The following is a 21,899-nucleotide window of genomic DNA, read 5'->3' as shown; positions in this document are numbered from 1 at the left end:
TAATCTATGTTTATTAAAACTCATGCGCCACAAGATACATTGATTATGCAATTGTTACCTGTGTTGCAGCAAGCGAGTCAAATTCTCTTTGAAGAATACCAAAGTTATACCACAGGAAGCGAGTTCAATATTCATCAGAAAAGTGATCAATCACCTGTGACGCAGGCAGATTTAAGAGTTAATCATTTTTTAATGCAAGCCTTGGCTCAAGTTCAGCCTGTATATCCTGTGTTATCCGAAGAAAGTGATAATGTGGGTCGACACGAATGGTCAACCTGCTGGATGCTTGATCCTTTGGATGGAACCAAAGAGTTTATTCATAAACGCGATGAATTTACCATTAATTTAAGTTTAATTGAAAACTCGAAAACCAGTTTTTCGGTCATTGTCGTGCCTTGTGAACAACAAATGTATTTGGGTTATCTCGATGATCTCCCGTATAAATATCAGTTTAATCATGGACAATGGTGGCGTTATCAAAATGCCAAAAGCTCTCCATCTCAGACCTTACAAATTGGTTTAAGTCATAGCAGTAAAAATCCGAAGTATGCGCAATTCATTGGGTTTATTGAGCAACAGAATCATGCCGTAATTCGTCGTGAAGCAGGCAGCGCTTATAAATTTTGTATGATGCTTGAAGGTGAGATTGATCTTTATCCAAGATTTCATCCGACTTCGGAGTGGGATACCAGTGCAGGTCAGGGTTTACTAGAAAGTATTGGTGGTGGTTTAGTCTCATTACATGGGCGGCCATTTGAATATAACCAGCGTGATACGGTGCTCAATGCAGGCTTTTTAGCATTTACCACCCCAGAAATAAAAGATTTAGCATTAAATGCGCTAAAGCATGTGCAGATTACAGATTGAGAGTTTTAGCCTGCATGTTATAGTGAGCAGGTAATGAAAATGACAACATAAGATGATATATGGCACTTAAGCTATTACCTCCCAGTATGCTACAGGCGATTGATTTATTGCCTGATGGCAATGTTCCTGTGACACTTTTTACTCGGCATTCGATTCGTGAAATTGTCAATGGACAAGGCTTGGCAGGTTATGATTTACAACTTACTGAATCTGGTCGAGTATTGGCAGAGGAGTGGGGTGCCTGTTTGATTGAAAATACAGGTCGAATGATTCAGCACTGTATTTCAAGCCCGATTCAACGCTGTATTGACACAGCCGCATTGATGATTGAGGGAGCTGATCGGGTGACTCCCACCAGTAATACCCATACCATTGAGATTGTTGAGCAAGGCTTATTGGTTGAACCGGGTAGTTTTGTACTGGATATAAAAAAAGCCGCGCCTTATTTTCGAGAACAAGGTGCGCTAGGGTTTATTAATAGTTTTGTCAATAACGCCTTACCCGGAATGAAGCATCCGATCACGGGTGTATTTGATGTACTAGAGCTGATTTATAATACTCATCCAAATGCTTCAAATGGTTTAAGTCTGGCGGTAAGTCACGACACGATTATTGCTGCGATTGTTGCGGTGATTTCGGGTCGTAGTCAGATTGATAAAGAAGATTGGCCTGCAATGATGGAAGGCTTATTTGTCTGGTTTGAGGGCGATGACTTTCTGAATAGTCAATTGAAATGGATTTGGCGTGGCGAAGTACATCAGTTGAATGTCAGTGATTTTATTCAGCCAAATCAGCGTTTATAAAAACCGCTTATAAAAATATTGCATGAGTTTCAGTAAAAACTGGGTGATATGCATCGCAATGTATTGAATCGATCTGGACAAAAATCTCGCTTTTAAAATGACGCATAATAAGATGCTGATGATTAAACAAAATACCAGATTGGGCATCCAATTCGTTGAAGAGAATGTGATCAATTTAGTTAAGATAATGATAAAAAAACCGTGCAGTAAGTAAATGGCTAGAGTATTTTCACCCATGCTCCTCAAAATATCTGGGAGTTTGGATGCATACGCAAGTGAAGCAATTATTCCGCAACTTGCGATCATTAATAGCCATAAGCGCGTTAAAACTCCGTGAACAGCCTCTACTTGTAACTGTTGATAAGACAAACTTCCATATAACCAGTAAGGATTGGGGCTGAGTAAAGCCAGCAAAGTGATTGATATTATTATGCTTGCAGCCGCAATCCAGAGTGAATACTTGGTATTTTGTATGTAGTGTAAAAAAGATTTACCATAAAGTGCGCCAGCCACAAAAAATGGCAGGAACACAAAAATCCGTCCGATGGAAAACAGATAATTATTGAATGGAGATAGCCCGATACCTAAACTTGCGAAAATGGCAATAAGCAAAGGATAATGCGTTTTCAAGAGTAACGGTGTGATTAGACTCCAAGCCACCATTCCCCATAGATACCACAAAATCCAATACGGTTTGATCACCCAATTTAGCCAGTTTTGAGTGTGTTGCCAAAAGGATTCAAAGCAAAAATAAAGAATTTGAAACAACACTGCGAGTACAGCAAAAAATAAGACTTTTTCAAATAATTTATGATTTTTAAACAATAAGCCTGAGACAAAAATAAAAGCAGGCATGTGGAAACTGTAGATAAATGCAAGTAATGCGCTGTTTGGATCATTCCAGCCAATGAAACGTTCTAAGCAGTGACCCAATACTACCAGAAAGATGAGTAAACCTTTGACTTTGTCTAAATGGGGATTACGCATATAAAAGAAGGGATGAGCTTTAAATTTATTATTTTCATGGCAATAAAAAAAGCCCAGTAGGGCTTTCTTTATTTGCTGCTTAGTTAGAAGCTAATGCTTTAACTTGAGCGTTTAAACGGCTCTTATGACGAGCAGCTTTGTTTTTGTGGATGATGCCTTTATCAGCCATACGGTCGATGACAGGAACAGCTTTTTTATAAGCTTCTGTAGCAACAGCATAATCACCAGATGCGATTGCACTTACAGTACGTTTGATGTAAGTACGAACCATAGAACGCAAGCTTGCGTTGTGTTTACGCGCTTTAACGTTTTGACGCGCACGTTTTTTTGCCTGAGCAGAGTTTGCCACTCTTGCACTCCTTGAAATTTGATTGGTCTGGGCGGGCTGAAGTTTCACTGGTTATAGTTAAAACTATCACCAGCCCGTAAACAAGTGCCATATTTTGATGAATTGGTGCGGCTAAGTCAAGTCTTGAGACGTTTTTGCAACGTTTTTGATGGTGATAAATTTTCAGGAACAGGCTAAATTAAAGCGAAAATAAGTAGGCTGGTTAAAATATGACAAATATGAACAAAAAAGCATTGGTGATTGGTGCGACTGGATTGGTCGGAAAAGCATTGGTAAAACAATTACAAGCAGCGTCAGAGTTTGAATCTGTCACTGTGGTGGTGCGAAAAGAGTTAGATGAATTTAAAGTATTTTCCAAAGTCAGTCAGTTTGTACTCGAAGACTTTTTGTTACTCAATGATCAGGATGTCAGTGGCTATACACATGCTTTTAGTTGTTTGGGATCGACCATTAAAAAAGCAGGCTCTAAACAAAAATTTTATGCGATTGATTATGAAATCAATGCACATTTTGCAGATTTACTGCAAGATAAAGAAACACATTTGCTTTTGGTGAGTGCGATGGGTGCAAATTCATCTTCAATATTCTTTTATAATCGGGTCAAAGGGCTGCTTGAAGATTATTTGAAGACACTCACACTCAACAAACTTTCAATCTTTCATCCTTCTTTATTGATTGGTGAGCGAGATGAGCAAAGACTTCTCGAAGGCGCGGCACAGAAGATATTTTTGCTGCTCAAAGACACCATTAAAAAACCATTGATGTATAAGCCTGTGACTGTGGAGCAATTGGCGCATATCATGATCATCGCTGCAAATACACAAATGGAATGCTTTAAAATTTATGATAATTTAGCCATACAAACTACTTCATAATGGAGAACAACATGAGTCTAGTGCCTTTCGTAACTTGTGATTTACTTGATGATCATCCTGATAAAGACATTCAGGTTGTAACCCCTTCACTGGATGGACGTTTTTTTAAGAGTTACGGCGCACGTAAAACATTTGGTGGTCAAATTGTGACAGTAAAATGTTTTGAAGATAATTCACGTGTTAAAGAGTTGCTGGCAACGGACGGAACAGGAAAAGTGCTGGTGGTAGATGGCGGTGCGTCGATGCGCTGTGCTTTGATGGGCGATATGATTGCTGAGTCAGCGGTAAAAAATCACTGGAACGGTGTGGTCATCTATGGCTGTGTACGTGATGTTGATGCGATTGCTGAGCTGGATTTGGGCGTACATGCATTGGCTGCAATTCCACAAAAAAGTCACCGCAAAGGCATAGGCGAAGTTGATGTAAATCTTTATTTTGGTGGCGTAGCATTTAAGTCTGGCGACTTTATTTATGCGGATAACAATGGCATCGTGGTCGCTACAGAGCAACTCGTCAATTTATAATAATAGGATACCTTTATGGTGATTCATCAAATAAAAGTCTTGCAATCGCTTGCATCAAGTCTGGCAGAGGGCGGTCGTGGAGTTAGTGGTACGCCATTTCCAATTCAGCCTGCAAAACCACTTAAATTGTATGAGTTTGAAGGATCACCATTTTGCCGTCGTGTTCGAGAAGCGATTACCTTATTGAATCTTGATGTCGAAATTTATCCTTGTCCCAAAGGTGGACAAAAGTACCGTCAAATTGTGAAAGAAAAGGGAGGAAAATTACAATTTCCTTTTCTGATTGATGAAAATACAGGAGATCAGCTTTTTGAGTCTCAGGACATTATTCATCATCTTTTTAAATATTATGGGAAAACTGGAAAAACGCCAGCGAAATATAGCCATTATCCAAAAATCCCTGTGCCTGAGTTTGCCGGAACACTTCTAAACATGGCACGTGGAGTCTGGGTGGATAAGAAGATCGTTCATCGTGCTGCACCTGAACAATTGCTTGAGTTATGGAGTTTTGAAGCCAGTCCATACTCACGTATTGTTCGTGCGACGTTGACCGATTTAGAAATTCCTTACATTTTACATAATGTACCAAAGGAACGCTGGCAAGATATGGGACCTGCGGTCTTACGTTTAAAACCCGGTAAATATGAGCCTTTGGCGGGTGGCAAGCGTGAAAAAATGTTGCCTAAAATGCAAGGAAAGATGCAAGTGCCTTATTTGGTTGATCCCAATACAGGGATTAAATTGTTTGAATCCGCTCAAATTGTGAAATATCTAAAAAAACAATATGGCAAAGCATAAGTTACCTGAATCTATCAAACACGTATAACTTTAAAGCTATGCGTGTTTTTGTTTGTATTTTGCGCAAGCGAAATATTTTAAACGAAGTAGCTGCAAGCTTTTTTATACTTTTATATACAATATGTTAAATTAGTAGAAGAACAAAATGCTCAGACAAGGCAGAGGTTTATGACATTGACTCGAGTTCAGCCTGTTACCAGTCGTCCAGGTGAAAATGCTTTATTTATTGTATTGGGGCTGTCTTTAACAGATGGTGTAAAAGAAAAAGTAATCGATTTTGCTGCAAATTTTTCAGCATTAACCCGTAGTTTAAGAGCGCGTTATCCTGATGATAACTTTAATGCTGTTTTAGGCTTTAGTTCTAACGCATGGGATATGTTATTTGCGGGTCAGCCTAAACCACACGAATTAACCACTTTTAAAGAAATTAAAGGGCCCAAATATACGGCTGTTTCAACGCCCGGCGATTTATTTTTTCATATTCGCGCTGATCGTCAGGCCTTGTGCTATGAACTTGCCAGCATTATTCATGAGCAACTCAAAGATTTAACTCATCCTGTCGATGAAGTTCATGGTTTCCGTTATTTTGATGGTCGTGCCATTATTGGATTTGTAGATGGTACTGAAAATCCTGAGCCTGAAATTGCGGCTGAATATGCACTGGTAGCTACAGAAGATCCATTATTTACGGGTGGAAGCTATGCTTTTGTCCAAAAATATGTGCATGACATGGATAAATGGCGAAGCCTAAGTGATGAAGAACAGGAAAAAGTGATTGGTCGTAAAAAGTTTAATGATGTTGAACTGGGCGATGATGTAAAACCGGGTACAGCACATAATAATGTCAGCAAAGCCTATGATGATGAAGGCAATGAACTCAAAATTATGCGCGCCAATATGCCATTTTCTAATCCAAGTAAGGGTGAATATGGAACTTACTTTATTGGTTATGCCAATAAATTTAGTACGACTCGTCAAATGTTAGAGCATATGTTTCAAGGCAACGCTGAAGGGCATTTAGATCGTTTACTAGATTTTAGTACTGCACAAACGGGAACATTATTCTTCGTTCCTACAGTCGATTTTCTGGATGATTTAGGCGATGAATAACTAATTCATTGATACGTGTAAAAATAAAACCCAAGAGAGTCATCTTCTTGGGTTTTTAATTAAGGCTTTTAATCAGGGTGGTTAAATAGACTTCTTTCCTCATTGTTTAAAGCCTCTTTATTTTCTCCCATAAGGAGAAATAAAAGGGACTTATGAAAGAAGTCTAATATTTAATCAGCTAAACATTAAAATCGTTCAGCCATGGCCATGTTCCACATCCGATAATAAAAGTTTTCATCATCTTTTTCATGGCAGTCTAAAAGTTCACCGCCTTTAAAGAAAAAGTGCAATTGCGCGTAGTTCTTAATTTCACGATCATTCAAGCGTTGTGCCAAATGATGCGCCTTAATTTCCGAAGGATGCTGCAAACCTGCTGCTGCAATCATCTCAGAGAGTGCATGCAGTGTATTTTTTTGGAAATGAAATACACGATCGGCTTTTGTTGGAACATCAATCGCTTTTTGGCGGTCTTTATCTTGGGTCGCGACACCAACTGGACATTGATTGGTATGACAGCTTTGCGCTTGAATACAACCTACTGCAAACATAAAGCCGCGTGCAGAATTGACCCAATCTGCACCCAATGCAAAGGTACTTGCAATATCAAAAGCACTAATAATCTTACCACTGGCACCTAATTTAATCTGATCTCGTAAACCTGCTCCAATTAAAGTGTTATGCACAAACTGTAAGCCTTCACGCAGCGGTGTTCCGATAAAATCACTAAATTCGACAGGCGCAGCTCCCGTACCACCTTCAGAGCCATCCACCACGATAAAATCTGGAATAATTTGGGTAGCAAGCATGGCTTTGACAATGCCCATAAATTGCCATGGCTGACCAATACACAGTTTAAAACCGACAGGTTTTCCACCTGAGAGTTCACGTAATTGCTGAATAAAATGCATCATCTCGATTGGCGTGTTAAACGCAGAATGCTTTGGTGGAGAAATACAATCGCGGTCGCGCGGAACTCCCCGAATTTCAGCAATTTCCTCAGTGATTTTATTCTTCGGCAAGATTCCGCCGTGTCCCGGTTTAGCGCCTTGCGAAAGTTTGATCTCAATCATTTTGATTTGCGGAAGTGCAGCCTGTTTTTTAAATTTTTCAGGATCAAATTTTCCGTCCAGTGTGCGGCAACCAAAATAACCACTGGCAATTTCCCAGACGATATCGCCGCCATTTTCCAAATGATAAGGACTTAAACTACCTTCGCCCGTGTCATGATAAAAATTTCCCATTTTTGCACCTTTATTCAGCGCACGGATCGCATTGGCACTCAAGCTACCAAAGCTCATGGCTGAAATATTCATGATCGATGCGCTATAAGGCTGCGTACACTGGTGATTGCCAATTTCAATCCGAAATGTCTTAGGATCAGCAGGTTCACATGGGGTGATTGAATGTACCATGAAGCGATAATCATCTTGATAGACATTGATGATAGAACCAAAAGGTTTGTCAGCATTTTCATTTTTGGCGCGTTGATACACTAAACTGCGCTGCATGCGTGAGAAAGGCAGGGCATCCTGATCAGATTCAATAAAATATTGGCGGATTTCAGGACGGAAATCTTCAAAGAAAAACCGAAAATGCCCCATGATCGGGTAGTTTCTTAAAATAGAATGTTTATTTTGTAAAACATCATAAAGCCCCAGCAGGCTGAGTAAACCTGTAATGAGCCACAATCCATTTAGAAAAGTATCAGAAACAAAATAATAAATATAATGCGGCGCATAAGAGATGCGAAACCAACTAATGCTGATGGCAACAATAATGCACAGGAACCAGACTGAATGCCGTGAAAAAAAAGTATTTAAAAACTTATGTCGAATACTTTGGGTGAGATTGGCCATTAAAACAATATTCCTTTTTTATTGTCATCTAAATTAGCCAACAAGCCAGCTTAAGCTCAAGTAATGAATTGTTAGAGCTGAGAATTATTCTAAACTCCCAGCTCAAAAAATAACTTACTCTGTTTCTTCTTCGGGTGGTAGCAACATTAAAACCGAGTCATTGAGTAATTGGGTAATATCCTCAAGTATCTCTTGTTGATTCAAAGATTGATCAAAATTCAGAATTTCACCGTCGGCCAATCGTTTTAAGCTTTGTTGAAAGACTTCTGAAATACAGCATTCTTCACCATTTGCCCAAAAAAGTAACTGTCCATCTTCTTCAGTATATAAAAGCCGTGAAGCGGGTTCCAGTCGCAGCTCATATCCAGTATCCAGAATCTCAAGCAAATCATCTGTTTCAATTTCATCTGCTTCTGGAATATTGTCAGGATATTTAGGTTCAGACATCAGCGACATCAGCGCATGTTCAAAGTCACTGGAATGTTGTAATTGCTCCAGTACTTTGGCTTTGAGATAAGCCAGCTCATTTGCCGTGATTTCTCCAATAGCAGAGCTTTGATCGCGAACAATATCCAATAATGGATTTTTTAATAAACTATTATCGGCAAATTTGTCACTGACACGATCCATCATGGTCGCGATATTTGGCATGCGAAAACCAAAGGAAAAGGTTAAACAATCATCCTCTGCGACACCGTAATGTGACAAACCGGGCGGCACATAGAGTAAATCGCCTGGAGCCAACACTTCATCAAAATCAATTTCCATCTCTGGAAGGAGTTTTAACGGCTGATTTGGCACAAACTCAGTTGAAGCATCACACATTTGCCCGAGTTGCCAACGACGATGACCATAACCTTGAACTAGGAAAACATCATAAAAGTCAAAATGTTGGCCTACAGAACCGCCTTTCGGGGCATAAGACACCATAATGTCATCACGTCGCCATTGGGGAATAAATGGAAACTTGTTCCAGAGTTCTGCCAGATCAAAAGAATAGTGATCGACCGCCTGAACCAATAAAGTCCACAGTTTTGGCATCTTCTGAAAATCACCTTTGATCAATGGAGAAGACTTGACAGTCCATTGATTTGGGTCTTTATCTTTTTGTTTGAGTAGACGCGCAGAAACGGTTTCTTCTAAAGCCAGTTCTTTAACATCATCAGGCTCAAGAATATGGATAATTTCTGGCATAGCATTACGAACCAGTAATGGTTTTTTTTGCCAGTATTCAGTTAAAAATTGTTCTGCGGTAATTCTGCCTAAGACATCAAGAGATTTGGACATAACACAAAAACCAAAATATTTTGTATATTGTTCAATAATCGTTATCAAGTTACAAGATGATGCAAGATTGAGCGGGTAAACAGATATCAATTTTTTAAAGTATTTATTGGTCGTCAACGATAATAAATTGATCGTTATCTATTGGTTTTATGCTTAATTGTGAAAAATAGTTGGTGTAAATTTGATGAGCAACCTCAATAAAAGGTTCATTGTTGAAATGAGGAAGCGGATAGAAATCGATTAAATTCAAGCCTTGTGTATCACTAAGCTGTGGTGCTTTTTTTATATCATCCATCAACTGGATATAATCAATATCTGGGGCTAAAACAATACTACCCGCCGAACTTCCAATATAGGGTTTTCCTCGATTAATCCAATCAGAGATAAGCTGATCTGCACCCGTACGTCTCAGCTCTTGCAACAAATAAAATGTATTGCCTCCAGAGATAAAGATGTAGTCACTTTCTGACAATATGGTTTTCATTGATTCAAATGTAGAACAACTTATATCAAGTTCGTTAATATTTAAACCTAAGTTTTTGAAGGCAAGTCTGTCATTTTCAACGTATCCACGATAGTCTTCGACCAAAGATGCGGTTGCAATAAATGCGACAGATCTATCCTGTAATGATTCATTTAAAAAGACAGCTAAATGTGATGAAACATCAGCAAATGACGCAGCTAAAAATATTTTTTTCATGATTCGTTCCCATTTTAGTTAAAGTTATGGAATCACAATATTTAATTGCCTCAAATAATAGCATAGCTGAATTAAAGGTAGTCCCATCAGTGTCGTTTGATCATTTCCCGACATGGATTCAAATAAACTAATGCCCAAACCTTCGCAGCGAAAACTTCCTGCACATTGCAAAGGCTGTTCAATCGCGACATAACGCTGAATTTCATCCAGTGTAAGCTCACGAAATTTAACCTGATAATGTTCAACCAGTGTTTTTTCAAAACCACTTTGCGCATGTTGAATACTAAGCCCTGTACTAAAACATACCGTTTGACCTGAATTCGCTATAAGTTGCTGAACAGCATTTTCAGGGGTTAATGGCTTACCAATAAAATCGAGTGGGGCATGGGTTCGCCAGGCCACTTGGTCAGAACCGATTACAATCGCATCTGGATATTGTTCTGCAATCACTTTAGCCTTTTCAAAAGACAACCGTCGTGCAAGCGCATCGGCATGCGTTTCGCCTTTTGCTGATTCATCAATATCTGGTGAAATACAGCGATAAACAACACCTAGCCGATCCATTAGCGCTTTACGTGTTTGGCTACCAGAGGCCAATATAAGTTCAGAATGACTCATTAAACCGCGTATTCCATCAGGACATCTAAAGGCACATAGCTTAAAACCGATTGATGACATGCTTGTAACTTAATCGGCGGTGCAAAACCTGCCTGATAGGCTTCGACCCAGCGGGTCACACAAATACACCAAAAATCACCTGGCTTCACCCCAGGGAAATCCACTTCTGGAAGTGGCGTAGTCAGATCATTGCCCACTTTTTGTGAGTAACTTAAAAACTCTGAAGTCATTTCTGCACATACGGTATGTTGCCCAAGATCACTCACCGCAGTATGGCAAAAACCATTACGAAAATATCCTGTTATCGGATCAAAACAACAGCTTGCAAGTGGTTCGCCTAAAACATTCAAGCGATTAATTTTTGGATCTGGATGAATAGACATAGGCCTTCGTCATAAAAACAACTGAACCTATCATAATCAAAAGTTTATCTTTCTACAGCTTTTCTACAAAAAAACTAACTTTTTTTAGTGCAATCATTTAAAATTGGCGCGTTTTTAAATCTATAAAGAGAGCAATACATGAATTTTCAGCGCATGACTGACCTAGATTTAGCAGGCAAACGTGTCCTTATTCGTGAAGATTTAAACGTGCCTGTCAAAAATGGGGAAATTACCAGCGATGCACGTTTACGTGCTGCATTACCAACGATTCAGGCTGCTTTAGAAAAAGGCGCTGCGGTCATGGTGTTCTCTCATCTAGGCCGTCCAGTGGAAGGTGAGCCAAAACCAGAACAATCTCTTGCACCCGTTGCAGCATATTTAAGCAAAGCATTGGGTCAAGAAGTAAAACTCCATACAGACTATCTAGATGGCGTTGACGTCGATGCGGGTCAGGTGGTTTTATTTGAAAATGTACGTTTTAACCACGGCGAAAAGAAAAACAACGCAGAATTGGCACAAAAATACGCTGCGCTTTGTGATGTATTTGTGATGGATGCATTTGGTACTGCACACCGTGCAGAAGCCTCAACCGAAGGTGCAGCACGTTACGCAAAAGTAGCTGCGGCAGGGCCCTTACTTGCAGCTGAATTAGATGCTTTGGGTCGCGCACTTCAAACTCCTGAAAAGCCAATGGTTGCAATTGTTGCAGGTTCTAAAGTTTCAACCAAACTGGATGTTTTAACTTCGCTTTCTGATATTTGCGGTCAATTGATTGTCGGTGGTGGGATTGCCAATACCTTCTTGGCAGCCGCTGGTTTCAATGTAGGCAAATCATTGTGCGAAAATGATCTAATCGATACAGCCAAAGCAATCGCAGCCAAAGTATCGGTTCCACTTCCAACGGATGTGGTGGTCGCTGATGTAGCAGAAATTGATTTTTCTGACTTCCTCGGTTCATTAGCAAAAGCAAAAGCCGTTGTGAAGAAGGTTGAAGATATTGCAGACAATGACATGATTTTAGATGTTGGTCCTGAAACGGCAAAAGCATTTGCTGAAATCTTAAAAACGGCTAAAACCATTCTTTGGAATGGCCCAGTGGGCGTATTTGAAGTCGATCAGTTTGGTGAAGGAACCAAAATACTGTCATTGGCAATTGCTGAATCTGAAGGATTCTCTATCGCAGGTGGCGGTGATACCTTGGCTGCAATTGATAAGTATGAAGTTGCAGATAAAATTGGTTATATCTCCACAGGCGGTGGCGCTTTCCTTGAATTTGTTGAAGGTAAAACCTTGCCCGCAGTCGCTGTCTTGCTTGAACGTGCTTAAGTACATATAGATTTACTGTCATAAATTTGAAACAGGTCGATTGATATCGGCCTGTTTTTTCATTTTAGATTCATATAACTGTCATATAGTTGCAATAAACTAAACGCGCTTAGTAATCAGTTGTGAGAAAACATGATGAAATTGAAATTAGTTTTAGCTGCAATCGTTGTTATCCCTTTAACTTTAACGGCTTGTGCTAAAAAAAATGATGCACCTGCATCGCATGAAGGTCAAGCTGCACCTGTTGAAGAAAAAGTCACCCCAGAACAACAAGCGGCTATTGATGCACTCGACAAACCTATGATGGATGAAAAAAATACAGATATTCCTGAATCTGTTGCTAATGCTCCTGCGGATGCTGCAACACCAGCAACGGAAGAAGAAGCAGCCGCTGTTGAACAAAAACAAGACAAAGCACAGTAAGTTATGTAGGCTTTTGTTAAAAGTCCCTGCCTATGCAGGGATTTTTTTTGAAATCCTGTGATTTGTTGCTGATTTGAAACAAATGACAAGGTAGAATATGTCGCACTACCTGGGAGGATATTATGGCACTTATTTCATTGCGCCAGCTCTTGGATCACGCCGCAGAACATACCTATGGCGTACCAGCGTTTAACGTAAACAACTTAGAACAAATGCGCGCAATCATGTTGGCCGCGGATGCAACCAATTCACCTGTTATTGTGCAAGCTTCGGCAGGTGCGCGTAAATACGCAGGTGCACCATTCTTGCGTCATCTTATTTTGGCAGCAGTTGAAGAATGGCCACACATTCCAGTGGTGATGCATCAGGATCATGGTACAAGCCCAGATGTCTGCCAACGTTCTATTCAGTTGGGCTTTAGCTCGGTGATGATGGACGGTTCATTGGGTTCAGATGGTAAAACCCCAATGGATTATGACTACAACGTCGATGTCACTCGCCGTGTGGTACAAATGGCACATGCTTGTGGTGTATCCGTAGAAGGTGAAATCGGCTGTTTAGGTAGTCTTGAGACTGGTTTGGCTGGTGAAGAAGATGGTGTGGGTGCGGAAGGTGTCCTTGATCATTCTCAGCTTTTGACTTCTGTTGAAGAAGCAACACAATTTGTTGCAGATACCAATGTCGATGCTCTAGCAATTGCAGTGGGGACTTCACACGGTGCATACAAGTTTACTCGTCCACCGACAGGCGATATTCTTGCGATTGATCGTATTAAAGAAATCCATGCTGCACTACCAAATACACATTTGGTGATGCATGGTTCTAGCTCTGTACCTCAGGAATGGTTAAAAATCATTAATGAATACGGTGGTAATATCGGGGAAACTTATGGTGTACCAGTTGATCAGCTTGTAGAAGCGATCAAGCACGGTGTACGTAAGATCAATATTGATACCGATTTACGTTTAGCTTCGACTGGTGCAATTCGTCGCTTTATGGCGGAAAATCCAGCCGAATTTGATCCACGTAAATACTTCGCTAAAACAGTTGATGCAATGAAACAAATTTGTATCGATCGTTACGAAGCATTTGGTACAGCGGGTAATGCAGATAAGATTCGTCCAATTTCTTTGGAAGTCATGGTCGATCGTTATAAATAATTGATCATTTAATGATTCGATTCTGAAAAAAGCCCATACGTGGGCTTTTCTTTTATCCACAAAAAGATAAAACCACGAGAGAGCAAGATGGAATTAATTGCATTATCAGCATTATGTAGTGTCTCTGTTTCTATTTTACTGAAATGGCTAAAAGAAAAAGGATTTGAGCCGATTCAGATAATTGTCTGGAACTACCTCAGTGCAAGTATACTTTGCTTTTTCTGGTTTAAGCCTGATCTGAGTCATTTATCTTTACAGCATACGCCGTGGTGGTTAATTATTATCTTAGGTTTAATTTTACCCAGTATATTTTTATGTTTGGCAAAATCTCTACAATTTGCAGGAATTATAAAAACAGAACTGGCACAGCGTTTATCCGTGGTATGGTCTTTATTGGCTGCATATTTTATTTTTCATGAAAATTTTAATACCTTAAAATTTGTGGGTATTGGTTTAGGTTTAGCCGCAGTTTTAAGTATTATTTTGGCAAAAGGGAAAACCCAAAATTCCAGTCATTATCATAAATCGATCATGGCTTTAATCGGCGTATGGTTAGGTTATGCGCTGGTCGATATTCTGCTTAAATATACCAGTAGTTTAGGTCTACAGTTTTCAGTCACGTTAAATTTGATTTTTATTATATCATTTATATTTTCATGTATTTATGTGGGTTTTATCTTAAAACAGCCATGGCTGACCAAGAATATGATGGCTGGTTTAGTCTTAGGTGTTTTAAACTTCAGTAATATTGCGCTATACGTTAAAGCACATATGTTGTTGAAAGATTCTCCTGCGATTGTTTTTGCTGGCATGAATATTTTAGTCGTGGTATTTGGTATTGTAAGTGGTTTGATTCTATTTAGAGAGAAAAGCAACTGGATGACTGTGCTAGGTTTGGTTTTAGGAATTACTGGTGTGGTTTGTTTAGCGCAAGCAATGTAATAATCTCATATTTTTCTTGCAAACCATTTTAAACAAATGCAGTAGAAAAGTGCAGGAACAATAGACTTTTTTCATAAGCTCTTTTTATTTCTCCCTATGGGAGAAAAATAAAGAGGGTACAAACAATTATGAAAGAAGTCTACTAGTCAGTAAAATGGTGGAAAAGAGACTATACATTTTCCACCACGGATCTGGAATGCTCGCTGCATGCAAGAAGTTGATAAATAAAAGGGCGTAGCCACAATGAAAACACTGATTAAAATCGTCAATAAGTTCAAAAAATAATAATGATTTAAAATAACGGAAATCAAAAAAGCAATCGGTGCGCCGATAATACAATAAATGAAGTAAACAATCATTGTACCCATCAAAAAAAATCCAATATTTTGTAGTGTATATGGAGAGTTGACTGAAGTAAAATAAATGAACAGAAAAACTAAAAGTAGAATTGGGATGATTATTTAATAATTTCAAGATGATATTTCATTATTATACATTTATTAAATGTCATCATCAGCATTTATGAAGCCAATGATGACGGAGTTATAAAATATTAAAGCTGAGTAAAAATGACTTCATCACTTAAACGCGATTTTGGTAATTTGGCATTAAAGTCAGTTTCACTTCGATAACCTAAGGCAACAACCACTGAAGCACGAAAGCCTTTTTCTGTTAAGCCAAACTCTTCATTTAGCACATCTTCATCAAAACCACCCATTGGTGTCGCGTCGATGCCTTCGAGTCCCGCTGCGAGGAGTAACTGGCCGAGGGCAATAAAAGTTTGATTTTCCATCCAACCAAACAGATTTTTTTGTTCGTTACGATAAAAATCGACATAACCTGCACGTGTTTCACGTTGACCTTGTTTGGCTTTTTCATCCTTAAAACGACCGTTGAGATCATCCTGTTCAAGCAGTTGTTCTAAATGTTCAGGTGTTGCATCAATAAGGGTACAAAATACAATCGTATGGGATGAATCCAAAACTTTTGGAGCATTGTAGGCATAGCGTCCAGTCAAGGCTTTAGCTACGCGTTGCTTCGCTTCTGTACTTTCAGCAATTAAAAAATGCCAAGGTTGAATATTGACTGAAGATGGGGTTAGGCGTAGAACTTCCAATAAACGCTCAAACTGTTCGCTCGGTATTTTTTTTGATGGATCATAAGCTTTGGTGGTATAGCGACTTTTTGCGGTATCTAATAAGTTCATGATCATTCACCTAATTTGTAAGGGATATACATAGCTGATGATCATAAATCGAAATTTAAACAGATGAAATATTTTTCAATAAAAATCAACGGAACAAAAAAGAATGAATAAAACTTAAGCGATTTGCCATTTGATAAAGTGTGGTTGTCCGTACTCATCGACTTCTAAAATCATGGCTTCACTGGTTTGTTCGCGCCAGTCGCCTAAAACAATTCTAAGTTTGTTTTCTACTGGATGAATTTCAGGACGATGCGTATGTCCATGAATTAGATAATTAATATTTTCTAAAGCTTCGATAACCGCCTGATCATTCACATCCATGATTTCATAAGATTTTTGTTGTTTATTTTCTCGACTTTTTTTGCGAAAGCCATTGGCGAGTTTTTGTCTAAAACTGAGCGGCGTTTTCTTCAAAAATGCAACCAGATAAGGATTGCGAATAATCTTTTTAAATCGTTGATAGGCTACATCATCGGTACATAAAGCATCACCGTGTTCGAGCCGATACTGCTGACCTGCAATTTCAAGCGTGTAAATATCTGGAAGTAAAATTCCATGAAATTGCTTTAAAAAATCCTGACCTAAGGCAAAATCACGATTACCTACTTGGAAATAAATTTGATTACCTGACGCATCAAAATTTTTTAATGCATCAATAATTTCATCTAACCATGGGGCGGTATAGTCATCGCCAATCCATGCATTAAACCAATCACCTAAAATATAGAGTTGGGTATTTTTATTCTGATAATGGCGTAACAAATCTAAAAACCCCCGAATCAATCGAGGGTGTTCAGGTGACAAATGTAAATCTGAGATAAACAGATAAGTCACAAAAAATGCCGTTTAAAATTATTCAGAAATAATTTTAGCAGATTCGATCACAACATTTTCTAAAGGAACATCAGCGTGATAGCCACGGTTACCTGTACGAACATTTTTAATGTCGCTTACCACATCCATTCCTTCAACAACTTTACCGAACACTGCATAACCCCAACCTTGAGCTGTTTTGCCAGTATGGTTAAGGAATGAGTTGTTTTTCACATTAATGAAGAATTGAGCAGATGCAGAGTGAGGTGCTTGAGTACGCGCCATCGCAATAGTACCTTCGTCATTGCTTAGACCGTTATCCGCTTCGTTTTCAATTGAGTCACGAGTGGCTTTTTCTTTGAAGTTTTCATCCATGCCGCCGCCTTGGATCATAAAACCATCAATCACACGATGGAAAATTACACCATCATAGAAACCATCACGAACATATTCCAAGAAGTTAGCAACTGTTTTAGGCGCTTTTTCAGTGTTAAGCTCAAGAACAATACGACCTTTGTTGGTGTTTAATTCGACTTGAGGAAAACTCATTACATAATCTCCTAATCATGGACATGAAAGCCATGGGTTTTTTGGTTGAGAGAAGCATAAGCAAACTGTAAACTACATAGCAAGTAAAAAACGTAAATTTCTTTGTTAAAAAACAAAGATTGCGTTTCATTCAGTCAAATTTTAACTGTAAAGAAGTGAAATATTTATATGAAGCCAAATGATGTTGTTTCAACTGTGCCCAATTCTCCGACATCGAATACTCATGCATCTGTCGATTCTGCGCAGCAAGAACAACAGGCGGGCTTAGATTTTGTACGTCAGGTCATTACTGATGATTTAGCCAGTGGCAAAACTAAAACAGTGGTGACTCGTTTCCCGCCAGAGCCAAATGGTTATTTACATATTGGTCACGTCAAAGCGATTTGTTTAAACTTTGGGGTTGCAGAAGAATTTGACGGGTATTGTAACCTGCGTTTTGACGATACCAACCCAGATGCAGAAGAACAAGAATATGTCGATGGTATTGAAAATGATGTGAAATGGCTTGGCTTCGAATGGCAAGGCGAGCCACGCTATGCGTCGGGATATTTTGATCAACTCTATGCGTGGGCAGTTCAATTGATTGAACAAGGCGATGCTTATGTCGATTTGCAAAGTCCTGAAGAAATTAAGCTGAATCGTGGCAATTTTGTTGAACTTGGCAAAAACTCGCCGTATCGCGATACAAGCATTGCTGAAAACCTTGCGCGTTTTGAAAAAATGCGTAATGGTGAGTTTAAAGAAGGTGAAGCTGTTCTTCGCGCCAAGATTGATATGACAAGTACCAATGTACATATGCGCGATCCGATTTTGTATCGTGTCTTGCATTCTGAACATCACCAAACGGGTGATAAATGGAAAATGTACCCGATGTATGATTATGCGCATCCATTGTCGGATGCAATTGAAGGAGTCACACATTCGCTGTGTACATTAGAGTTTCAGGATCACCGTCCGTTTTATGACTGGATCATTGAAAAAGTGCACTCTCAAGCTGTGCCACGTCAATACGAATCTTCTCGTTTAAATATTGATTACACCATCACCTCTAAGCGTAAATTACGCCGTTTAGTTGAAGGTGGTTATGTCAATGGTTGGAATGATCCACGTATGCCAACTGTGGTCGGAATGCGTCGTCGTGGCTTTACACCAGAAGGGCTGCGTGATTTTAGTCGCCGTGTTGGGGTGTCTAAAACTGATGGTATTGTCGATGTTGCCATGCTTGAGTTCTGTATTCGCCAGTCTTTGGAAAATACCGCAGCGCGTGGTATGGCTGTACTGAATCCACTTAAAGTCACCTTGACCAATTTACCAGAAGAACTGGATTTAAAACATGCGCGTCATCCAAATGTAGACATGGGTGAACGTGTGATTCCTTTGACACGCGAAATCTATATTGACCGTAAGGATTTTGAAGAAGTGCCGCCAAAAGGCTTTAAGCGTTTGGTTCCTGACGGAGAAGTGCGTTTACGCCATGCCTATGTCATTAAATGTGATGAAGTGATTAAGGATGCCAATGGTGAAGTGATTGAGTTGAAATGTTCAATTGATCCAGAAACTTTAGGTAAAAATCCAGAAGGCCGTAAGGTGAAAGGTGTGATTCATTGGGTTTCTGCAACTAAAGGTGTTCCTGCTGAAGTCCGTATTTATGAGCGTTTATTTACAGAAGCGGCTCCAGATGCAGATGATGACTTTTTGGCACATCTAAACCCTGAATCTTTAAACGTAGTACAGGCTTATATTGAACCTGCACTGGCTCAAGCAAAACCTGAAGATCGTTTCCAGTTTGAGCGCGAAGGTTATTTTGTGGCAGATCAATATGATCATACTTCAGCAAAACCTGTGTTTAACCGTATCTTAGATCTTAAAGATAGCTTTAAAGCTGAGAAAAAATAAGGCAATGCCTTATTTTTCGTCAGACCTCAAGTAGATGAACGCTAGTTTTTCATGATTTATGATGTTGTTAGTGCTAGATCGTGAAAAGTAATATTTATTTTTACAGTTCAATCAAGCCTCTACATGTAGAGGCTTTTTTATGGTTATCCAATGTTTATTGCAAAATTACTGATTGTTCCTTTTTTTATTCTTTTGGTGAGTCTAGCGGGGCGGCGCTGGGGAACTAAAGTCGCTGGTATATTAAGTGGGATGCCTGTGGTTGCAGGGCCAATCGTGGTACTCATGGCAATTGATCAAGGGATGGGATTCGGTTTAAATGCAGCGATAGCGGGTATTTCAGGTGTTGTGTCTTTACTAAGTTTTGGTATTGCCTATTGTTGGCTCAGTCGATCTTGTCACTGGAGTGTCTCGTTTCTGGGAGGTATCCTTGTATGGATAATTACAGCGACTTTACTGACTTTTTTACCACAGAATCTCTATGTGGTGAGTTTGGTGGCGATACTGGGGTTAATGCTTACTCCATTTCTTTTACCTGCATTGAGCACTATTGTTGTCCCTGCACGTCAGTTTAATGATTTACCTTTAAGAATGTTGGCTGGTGGTCTATTTACCCTAGTGGTTACGGCATTGGCTTATGTTCTCAGTAGTCAATGGAGTGGATTACTTGCGGTATTTCCCATTATTGGCTCCGTCATGGCTATTTTTACGCATATCATGCAGGGAAGTGGAGCCGTTACCATGCTTTATCATGGAACAGTGAGGGGGTTATATTCGTTAACAGTCTTCTTTATCGTTTTAGCTGCTGGCTGGGCATCTTTTGATTTTTGGCAAGTGGTTGCAGTGGGTGTTTTTATAGCGATTTTGGTTCAATTGGCTTTTTATGGTATCGCCCGAATATCAACAATTATGATCAAAACCTAATATCAGTATTGATCATTTATTCTTTATGATCTTGTTTATAAAACAAATAAGTGGGCATTTGCATTTTCGCTTTATCGCGCAATTTTTTCTTGATGTATAAAACCAGAGCAGAGCATGTGGTGGCAATGGTCAGGTAAAAACTATTCATATAACTCATCATTGAACTGATATAGCCCAATGTGGTGAGTCGATTCATCATTTTCACTACTTGAGGACTGCTTTCAATGCCCGTAATTGCCCAACTACATAAATGTTCGCAGTTATTAATGATCAAGTGATAATAATTTTCGTGCATACGCGAACGCATACGCCGTACCACGACACGTCCTTTATATTTTGGATGATGGTAATAACGGACATGGATTTTTTTTCCGTGAGAAAACTGTTCGAGCGTGGTGATCTCAATCGGTTTCTTTTTAAAAAGATGCGCCAATCCTGAATAATGGATGACACGTCCACGACCTGCGTAAATTCCGTGGTGGCTATAACCTAGATGTTTCACAATAAGATGAGAACCTATTGGAAACCGTTTGACCGAATGCTGCATATTCACCAGATCCAATAAAGTAAATCACTGTATTGTATTGCGATGATACAGAGCTGATTATAACCATTATAGTGTGAAAGTGTTCTATAAAAGTGCAAAAAAACTTACTTTGAGCCTATTTTACTTGGTATCGTGCTCAAATGATTCAGCCATAAAAGAGTAGTAAAATGTCGAAGTGGAGAAGCGTTTTAAAATCTGTGGTTGTTTTACCGGTTTTATCGACCTTGTTTACTCAATCAAATTACGCCAGTGAACGGTTTGATTATCAGAGAGTTCAGCTTACTCAAGCTGGCGTAGATGCCGATGTCATCCAAGTCAAAAAACTATCCGATCTTCAATTATTTTTAAATGACCCATCGCAGCAGCCTTTACTCAAATTTGAAAATATTAAAAAACAACTTCATTCTTGTCAGCGCTTAGAATTTGCGATGAATGCAGGCATGTATCATCCAGATTATGCGCCTGTTGGGTTGTATATTGAAAATCGGAAACAACTTACAGCATTGAATGAGCAACAAGGTTTTGGAAATTTCTTTATGCAGCCCAATGGTGTCGTGGCGTGGAATGATCAGCAGGCTGTGATTGAAACCACACAAGATTTTAAAACAAGTCGCTTTAAAGCTAATTATGCCACCCAATCTGGGCCAATGTTGATCATTGATGGAAAAATCAATCCAAAGTTTTTAGCTGATTCTGATTCGTTAAAAATTAGAAATGGTGTAGGGATCAAAGATAATACATTGTATTTTGTGATCACACGCAATCGCGTTAATTTTTATCAGTTTGCCCAGTTTTTTAAAGAACAATTAAAGATAGACAATGCGCTGTATTTGGATGGTTCAATCTCAAGTTTATATCTTCCTAAAATTTACCGAGAAGATCGTCGATATAGTTTGGGGCCGATGATTGGGTTAATTAATTCTAAAGTTTGCAGATCATAAAAAAACCGCCAATGGGC

The 21,899-nt window shown here is 39.2% G+C and carries 24 protein-coding genes; 13 read left to right on the top strand and 11 right to left on the bottom strand.

The genetic code is table 11. The annotated features are described in order from the left end of the window. Positions 1-6 precede the first annotated feature (6 nt). Both I6L31_RS03425 and I6L31_RS03420 read left to right on the top strand, forming a co-directional pair. Positions 7-867: a 3'(2'),5'-bisphosphate nucleotidase CysQ family protein gene (locus I6L31_RS03425; protein WP_005004565.1), complete on the top strand. Its 861-nt coding sequence runs from the start codon at positions 7-9 to the stop codon at positions 865-867. A gap of 59 nt (positions 868-926) precedes the next feature. Further along, complete coding sequence (locus I6L31_RS03420) at positions 927-1,670, top strand: histidine phosphatase family protein (RefSeq protein WP_005004562.1); 744 nt, start codon at positions 927-929, stop codon at positions 1,668-1,670. Here the strand turns inward: I6L31_RS03420 and I6L31_RS03415 are convergent. Then, positions 1,665-2,657 carry an acyltransferase family protein gene (locus I6L31_RS03415; RefSeq protein ID WP_005004560.1) on the bottom strand — a complete coding sequence of 331 codons (993 nt, stop codon included), beginning with the start codon at positions 2,655-2,657 and terminating at the stop codon, positions 1,665-1,667. The two genes, I6L31_RS03420 and I6L31_RS03415, sit on opposite strands and share 6 nt — an antisense overlap. Before the next feature lie 79 nt (positions 2,658-2,736). Continuing rightward, a complete protein-coding gene (gene rpsT / locus I6L31_RS03410) occupies positions 2,737-3,006 on the bottom strand; it encodes a 30S ribosomal protein S20 (RefSeq protein WP_004987979.1) in 270 nt (89 codons plus the stop codon). A 209-nt stretch (positions 3,007-3,215) separates the two neighbouring features. Between rpsT and I6L31_RS03405 the strand changes: the two genes are divergently transcribed. The 4 genes from I6L31_RS03405 to I6L31_RS03390 all read left to right on the top strand — a co-directional run bounded on the left by I6L31_RS03405 (position 3,216) and on the right by I6L31_RS03390 (position 6,313). Next, complete coding sequence (locus I6L31_RS03405) at positions 3,216-3,881, top strand: Rossmann-fold NAD(P)-binding domain-containing protein (RefSeq protein WP_005004558.1); 666 nt, start codon at positions 3,216-3,218, stop codon at positions 3,879-3,881. Positions 3,882-3,892: 11 nt separating this feature from the next. Then, positions 3,893-4,405: a ribonuclease E activity regulator RraA gene (gene rraA, locus I6L31_RS03400; protein WP_005004556.1), complete on the top strand. Its 513-nt coding sequence runs from the start codon at positions 3,893-3,895 to the stop codon at positions 4,403-4,405. Between the two features lie 15 nt (positions 4,406-4,420). Next, positions 4,421-5,203 (top strand): glutathione S-transferase N-terminal domain-containing protein, encoded by a 783-nt coding sequence (locus I6L31_RS03395; RefSeq protein WP_005004555.1) that lies wholly within the window; start codon positions 4,421-4,423, stop codon positions 5,201-5,203. Positions 5,204-5,371: 168 nt separating this feature from the next. Further along, positions 5,372-6,313 carry a Dyp-type peroxidase gene (locus tag I6L31_RS03390; protein ID WP_004987972.1) on the top strand — a complete coding sequence of 314 codons (942 nt, stop codon included), beginning with the start codon at positions 5,372-5,374 and terminating at the stop codon, positions 6,311-6,313. Between the two features lie 185 nt (positions 6,314-6,498). On the opposite strand, the gene I6L31_RS03385 is transcribed toward I6L31_RS03390, so the two are convergent. The 5 genes from I6L31_RS03385 to I6L31_RS03365 all read right to left on the bottom strand — a co-directional run bounded on the left by I6L31_RS03385 (position 6,499) and on the right by I6L31_RS03365 (position 11,157). Then, positions 6,499-8,169, bottom strand: coding sequence for an FMN-binding glutamate synthase family protein (locus I6L31_RS03385; protein WP_004987969.1), 1,671 nt, complete (start codon positions 8,167-8,169; stop codon positions 6,499-6,501). Between the two features lie 114 nt (positions 8,170-8,283). After that, on the bottom strand, positions 8,284-9,456 hold the full coding sequence (locus I6L31_RS03380; protein WP_005004554.1) for a ribosomal protein uL16 3-hydroxylase: 1,173 nt from the start codon (positions 9,454-9,456) through the stop codon (positions 8,284-8,286). Positions 9,457-9,559: 103 nt separating this feature from the next. Then, on the bottom strand, positions 9,560-10,156 hold the full coding sequence (locus I6L31_RS03375; RefSeq protein WP_005004551.1) for a Type 1 glutamine amidotransferase-like domain-containing protein: 597 nt from the start codon (positions 10,154-10,156) through the stop codon (positions 9,560-9,562). A gap of 24 nt (positions 10,157-10,180) precedes the next feature. After that, positions 10,181-10,774, bottom strand: a complete 594-nt coding sequence (locus I6L31_RS03370; RefSeq protein WP_005004549.1) for a Maf family protein — start codon at positions 10,772-10,774, stop codon at positions 10,181-10,183. Beyond that, entirely contained in the window at positions 10,774-11,157 is a 384-nt protein-coding gene (locus tag I6L31_RS03365) for a DUF2237 family protein (protein WP_004987958.1), read from the bottom strand. The genes I6L31_RS03370 and I6L31_RS03365 overlap by 1 nt, the downstream gene beginning before the upstream one ends. Before the next feature lie 138 nt (positions 11,158-11,295). On the opposite strand from I6L31_RS03365, the gene I6L31_RS03360 reads away from it, so the two are divergent. The 4 genes from I6L31_RS03360 to I6L31_RS03345 all read left to right on the top strand — a co-directional run bounded on the left by I6L31_RS03360 (position 11,296) and on the right by I6L31_RS03345 (position 15,008). Beyond that, positions 11,296-12,483: a phosphoglycerate kinase gene (locus I6L31_RS03360; RefSeq protein ID WP_005004546.1), complete on the top strand. Its 1,188-nt coding sequence runs from the start codon at positions 11,296-11,298 to the stop codon at positions 12,481-12,483. Positions 12,484-12,618: 135 nt separating this feature from the next. Continuing rightward, complete coding sequence (locus tag I6L31_RS03355) at positions 12,619-12,906, top strand: hypothetical protein (protein WP_051070639.1); 288 nt, start codon at positions 12,619-12,621, stop codon at positions 12,904-12,906. 122 nt (positions 12,907-13,028) lie between these two features. After that, a complete protein-coding gene (fba, locus tag I6L31_RS03350) occupies positions 13,029-14,066 on the top strand; it encodes a class II fructose-bisphosphate aldolase (protein WP_004987944.1) in 1,038 nt (345 codons plus the stop codon). A gap of 87 nt (positions 14,067-14,153) precedes the next feature. Next, complete coding sequence (locus I6L31_RS03345) at positions 14,154-15,008, top strand: DMT family transporter (RefSeq protein WP_005004541.1); 855 nt, start codon at positions 14,154-14,156, stop codon at positions 15,006-15,008. Positions 15,009-15,561: 553 nt separating this feature from the next. Here the strand turns inward: I6L31_RS03345 and nfsB are convergent. The 3 genes from nfsB to I6L31_RS03330 form a co-directional block, all read right to left on the bottom strand. Beyond that, positions 15,562-16,215: an oxygen-insensitive NAD(P)H nitroreductase gene (gene nfsB, locus I6L31_RS03340; RefSeq protein ID WP_005004528.1), complete on the bottom strand. Its 654-nt coding sequence runs from the start codon at positions 16,213-16,215 to the stop codon at positions 15,562-15,564. Positions 16,216-16,329: 114 nt separating this feature from the next. Then, entirely contained in the window at positions 16,330-17,049 is a 720-nt protein-coding gene (locus I6L31_RS03335; protein WP_005004526.1) for a UDP-2,3-diacylglucosamine diphosphatase, read from the bottom strand. Positions 17,050-17,067: 18 nt separating this feature from the next. Beyond that, positions 17,068-17,577 carry a peptidylprolyl isomerase gene (locus tag I6L31_RS03330; protein ID WP_004987932.1) on the bottom strand — a complete coding sequence of 170 codons (510 nt, stop codon included), beginning with the start codon at positions 17,575-17,577 and terminating at the stop codon, positions 17,068-17,070. 168 nt (positions 17,578-17,745) lie between these two features. On the opposite strand from I6L31_RS03330, the gene I6L31_RS03325 reads away from it, so the two are divergent. Both I6L31_RS03325 and I6L31_RS03320 read left to right on the top strand, forming a co-directional pair. Further along, the gene (locus I6L31_RS03325) at positions 17,746-19,473 is read left to right on the top strand and encodes a glutamine--tRNA ligase/YqeY domain fusion protein (RefSeq protein ID WP_005004524.1); all 1,728 of its coding nucleotides are present in this window, start codon (positions 17,746-17,748) and stop codon (positions 19,471-19,473) included. A gap of 150 nt (positions 19,474-19,623) precedes the next feature. Next, a complete protein-coding gene (locus tag I6L31_RS03320; RefSeq protein WP_005004522.1) occupies positions 19,624-20,394 on the top strand; it encodes a hypothetical protein in 771 nt (256 codons plus the stop codon). Positions 20,395-20,410: 16 nt separating this feature from the next. Here the strand turns inward: I6L31_RS03320 and I6L31_RS03315 are convergent, their stop codons facing one another. Beyond that, the gene (locus tag I6L31_RS03315) at positions 20,411-20,941 is read right to left on the bottom strand and encodes a lecithin retinol acyltransferase family protein (RefSeq protein WP_005004519.1); all 531 of its coding nucleotides are present in this window, start codon (positions 20,939-20,941) and stop codon (positions 20,411-20,413) included. A 167-nt stretch (positions 20,942-21,108) separates the two neighbouring features. Between I6L31_RS03315 and I6L31_RS03310 the strand changes: the two genes are divergently transcribed. Continuing rightward, positions 21,109-21,882, top strand: a complete 774-nt coding sequence (locus I6L31_RS03310; protein WP_005004518.1) for a phosphodiester glycosidase family protein — start codon at positions 21,109-21,111, stop codon at positions 21,880-21,882. The last annotated feature ends 17 nt before the right edge of the window (positions 21,883-21,899 follow it).

This window comes from Acinetobacter septicus, assembly GCF_019355975.1.
Lineage (GTDB): Bacteria > Pseudomonadota > Gammaproteobacteria > Pseudomonadales > Moraxellaceae > Acinetobacter > Acinetobacter ursingii.
This window is presented reverse-complemented; position numbering and strand designations above follow the sequence as displayed.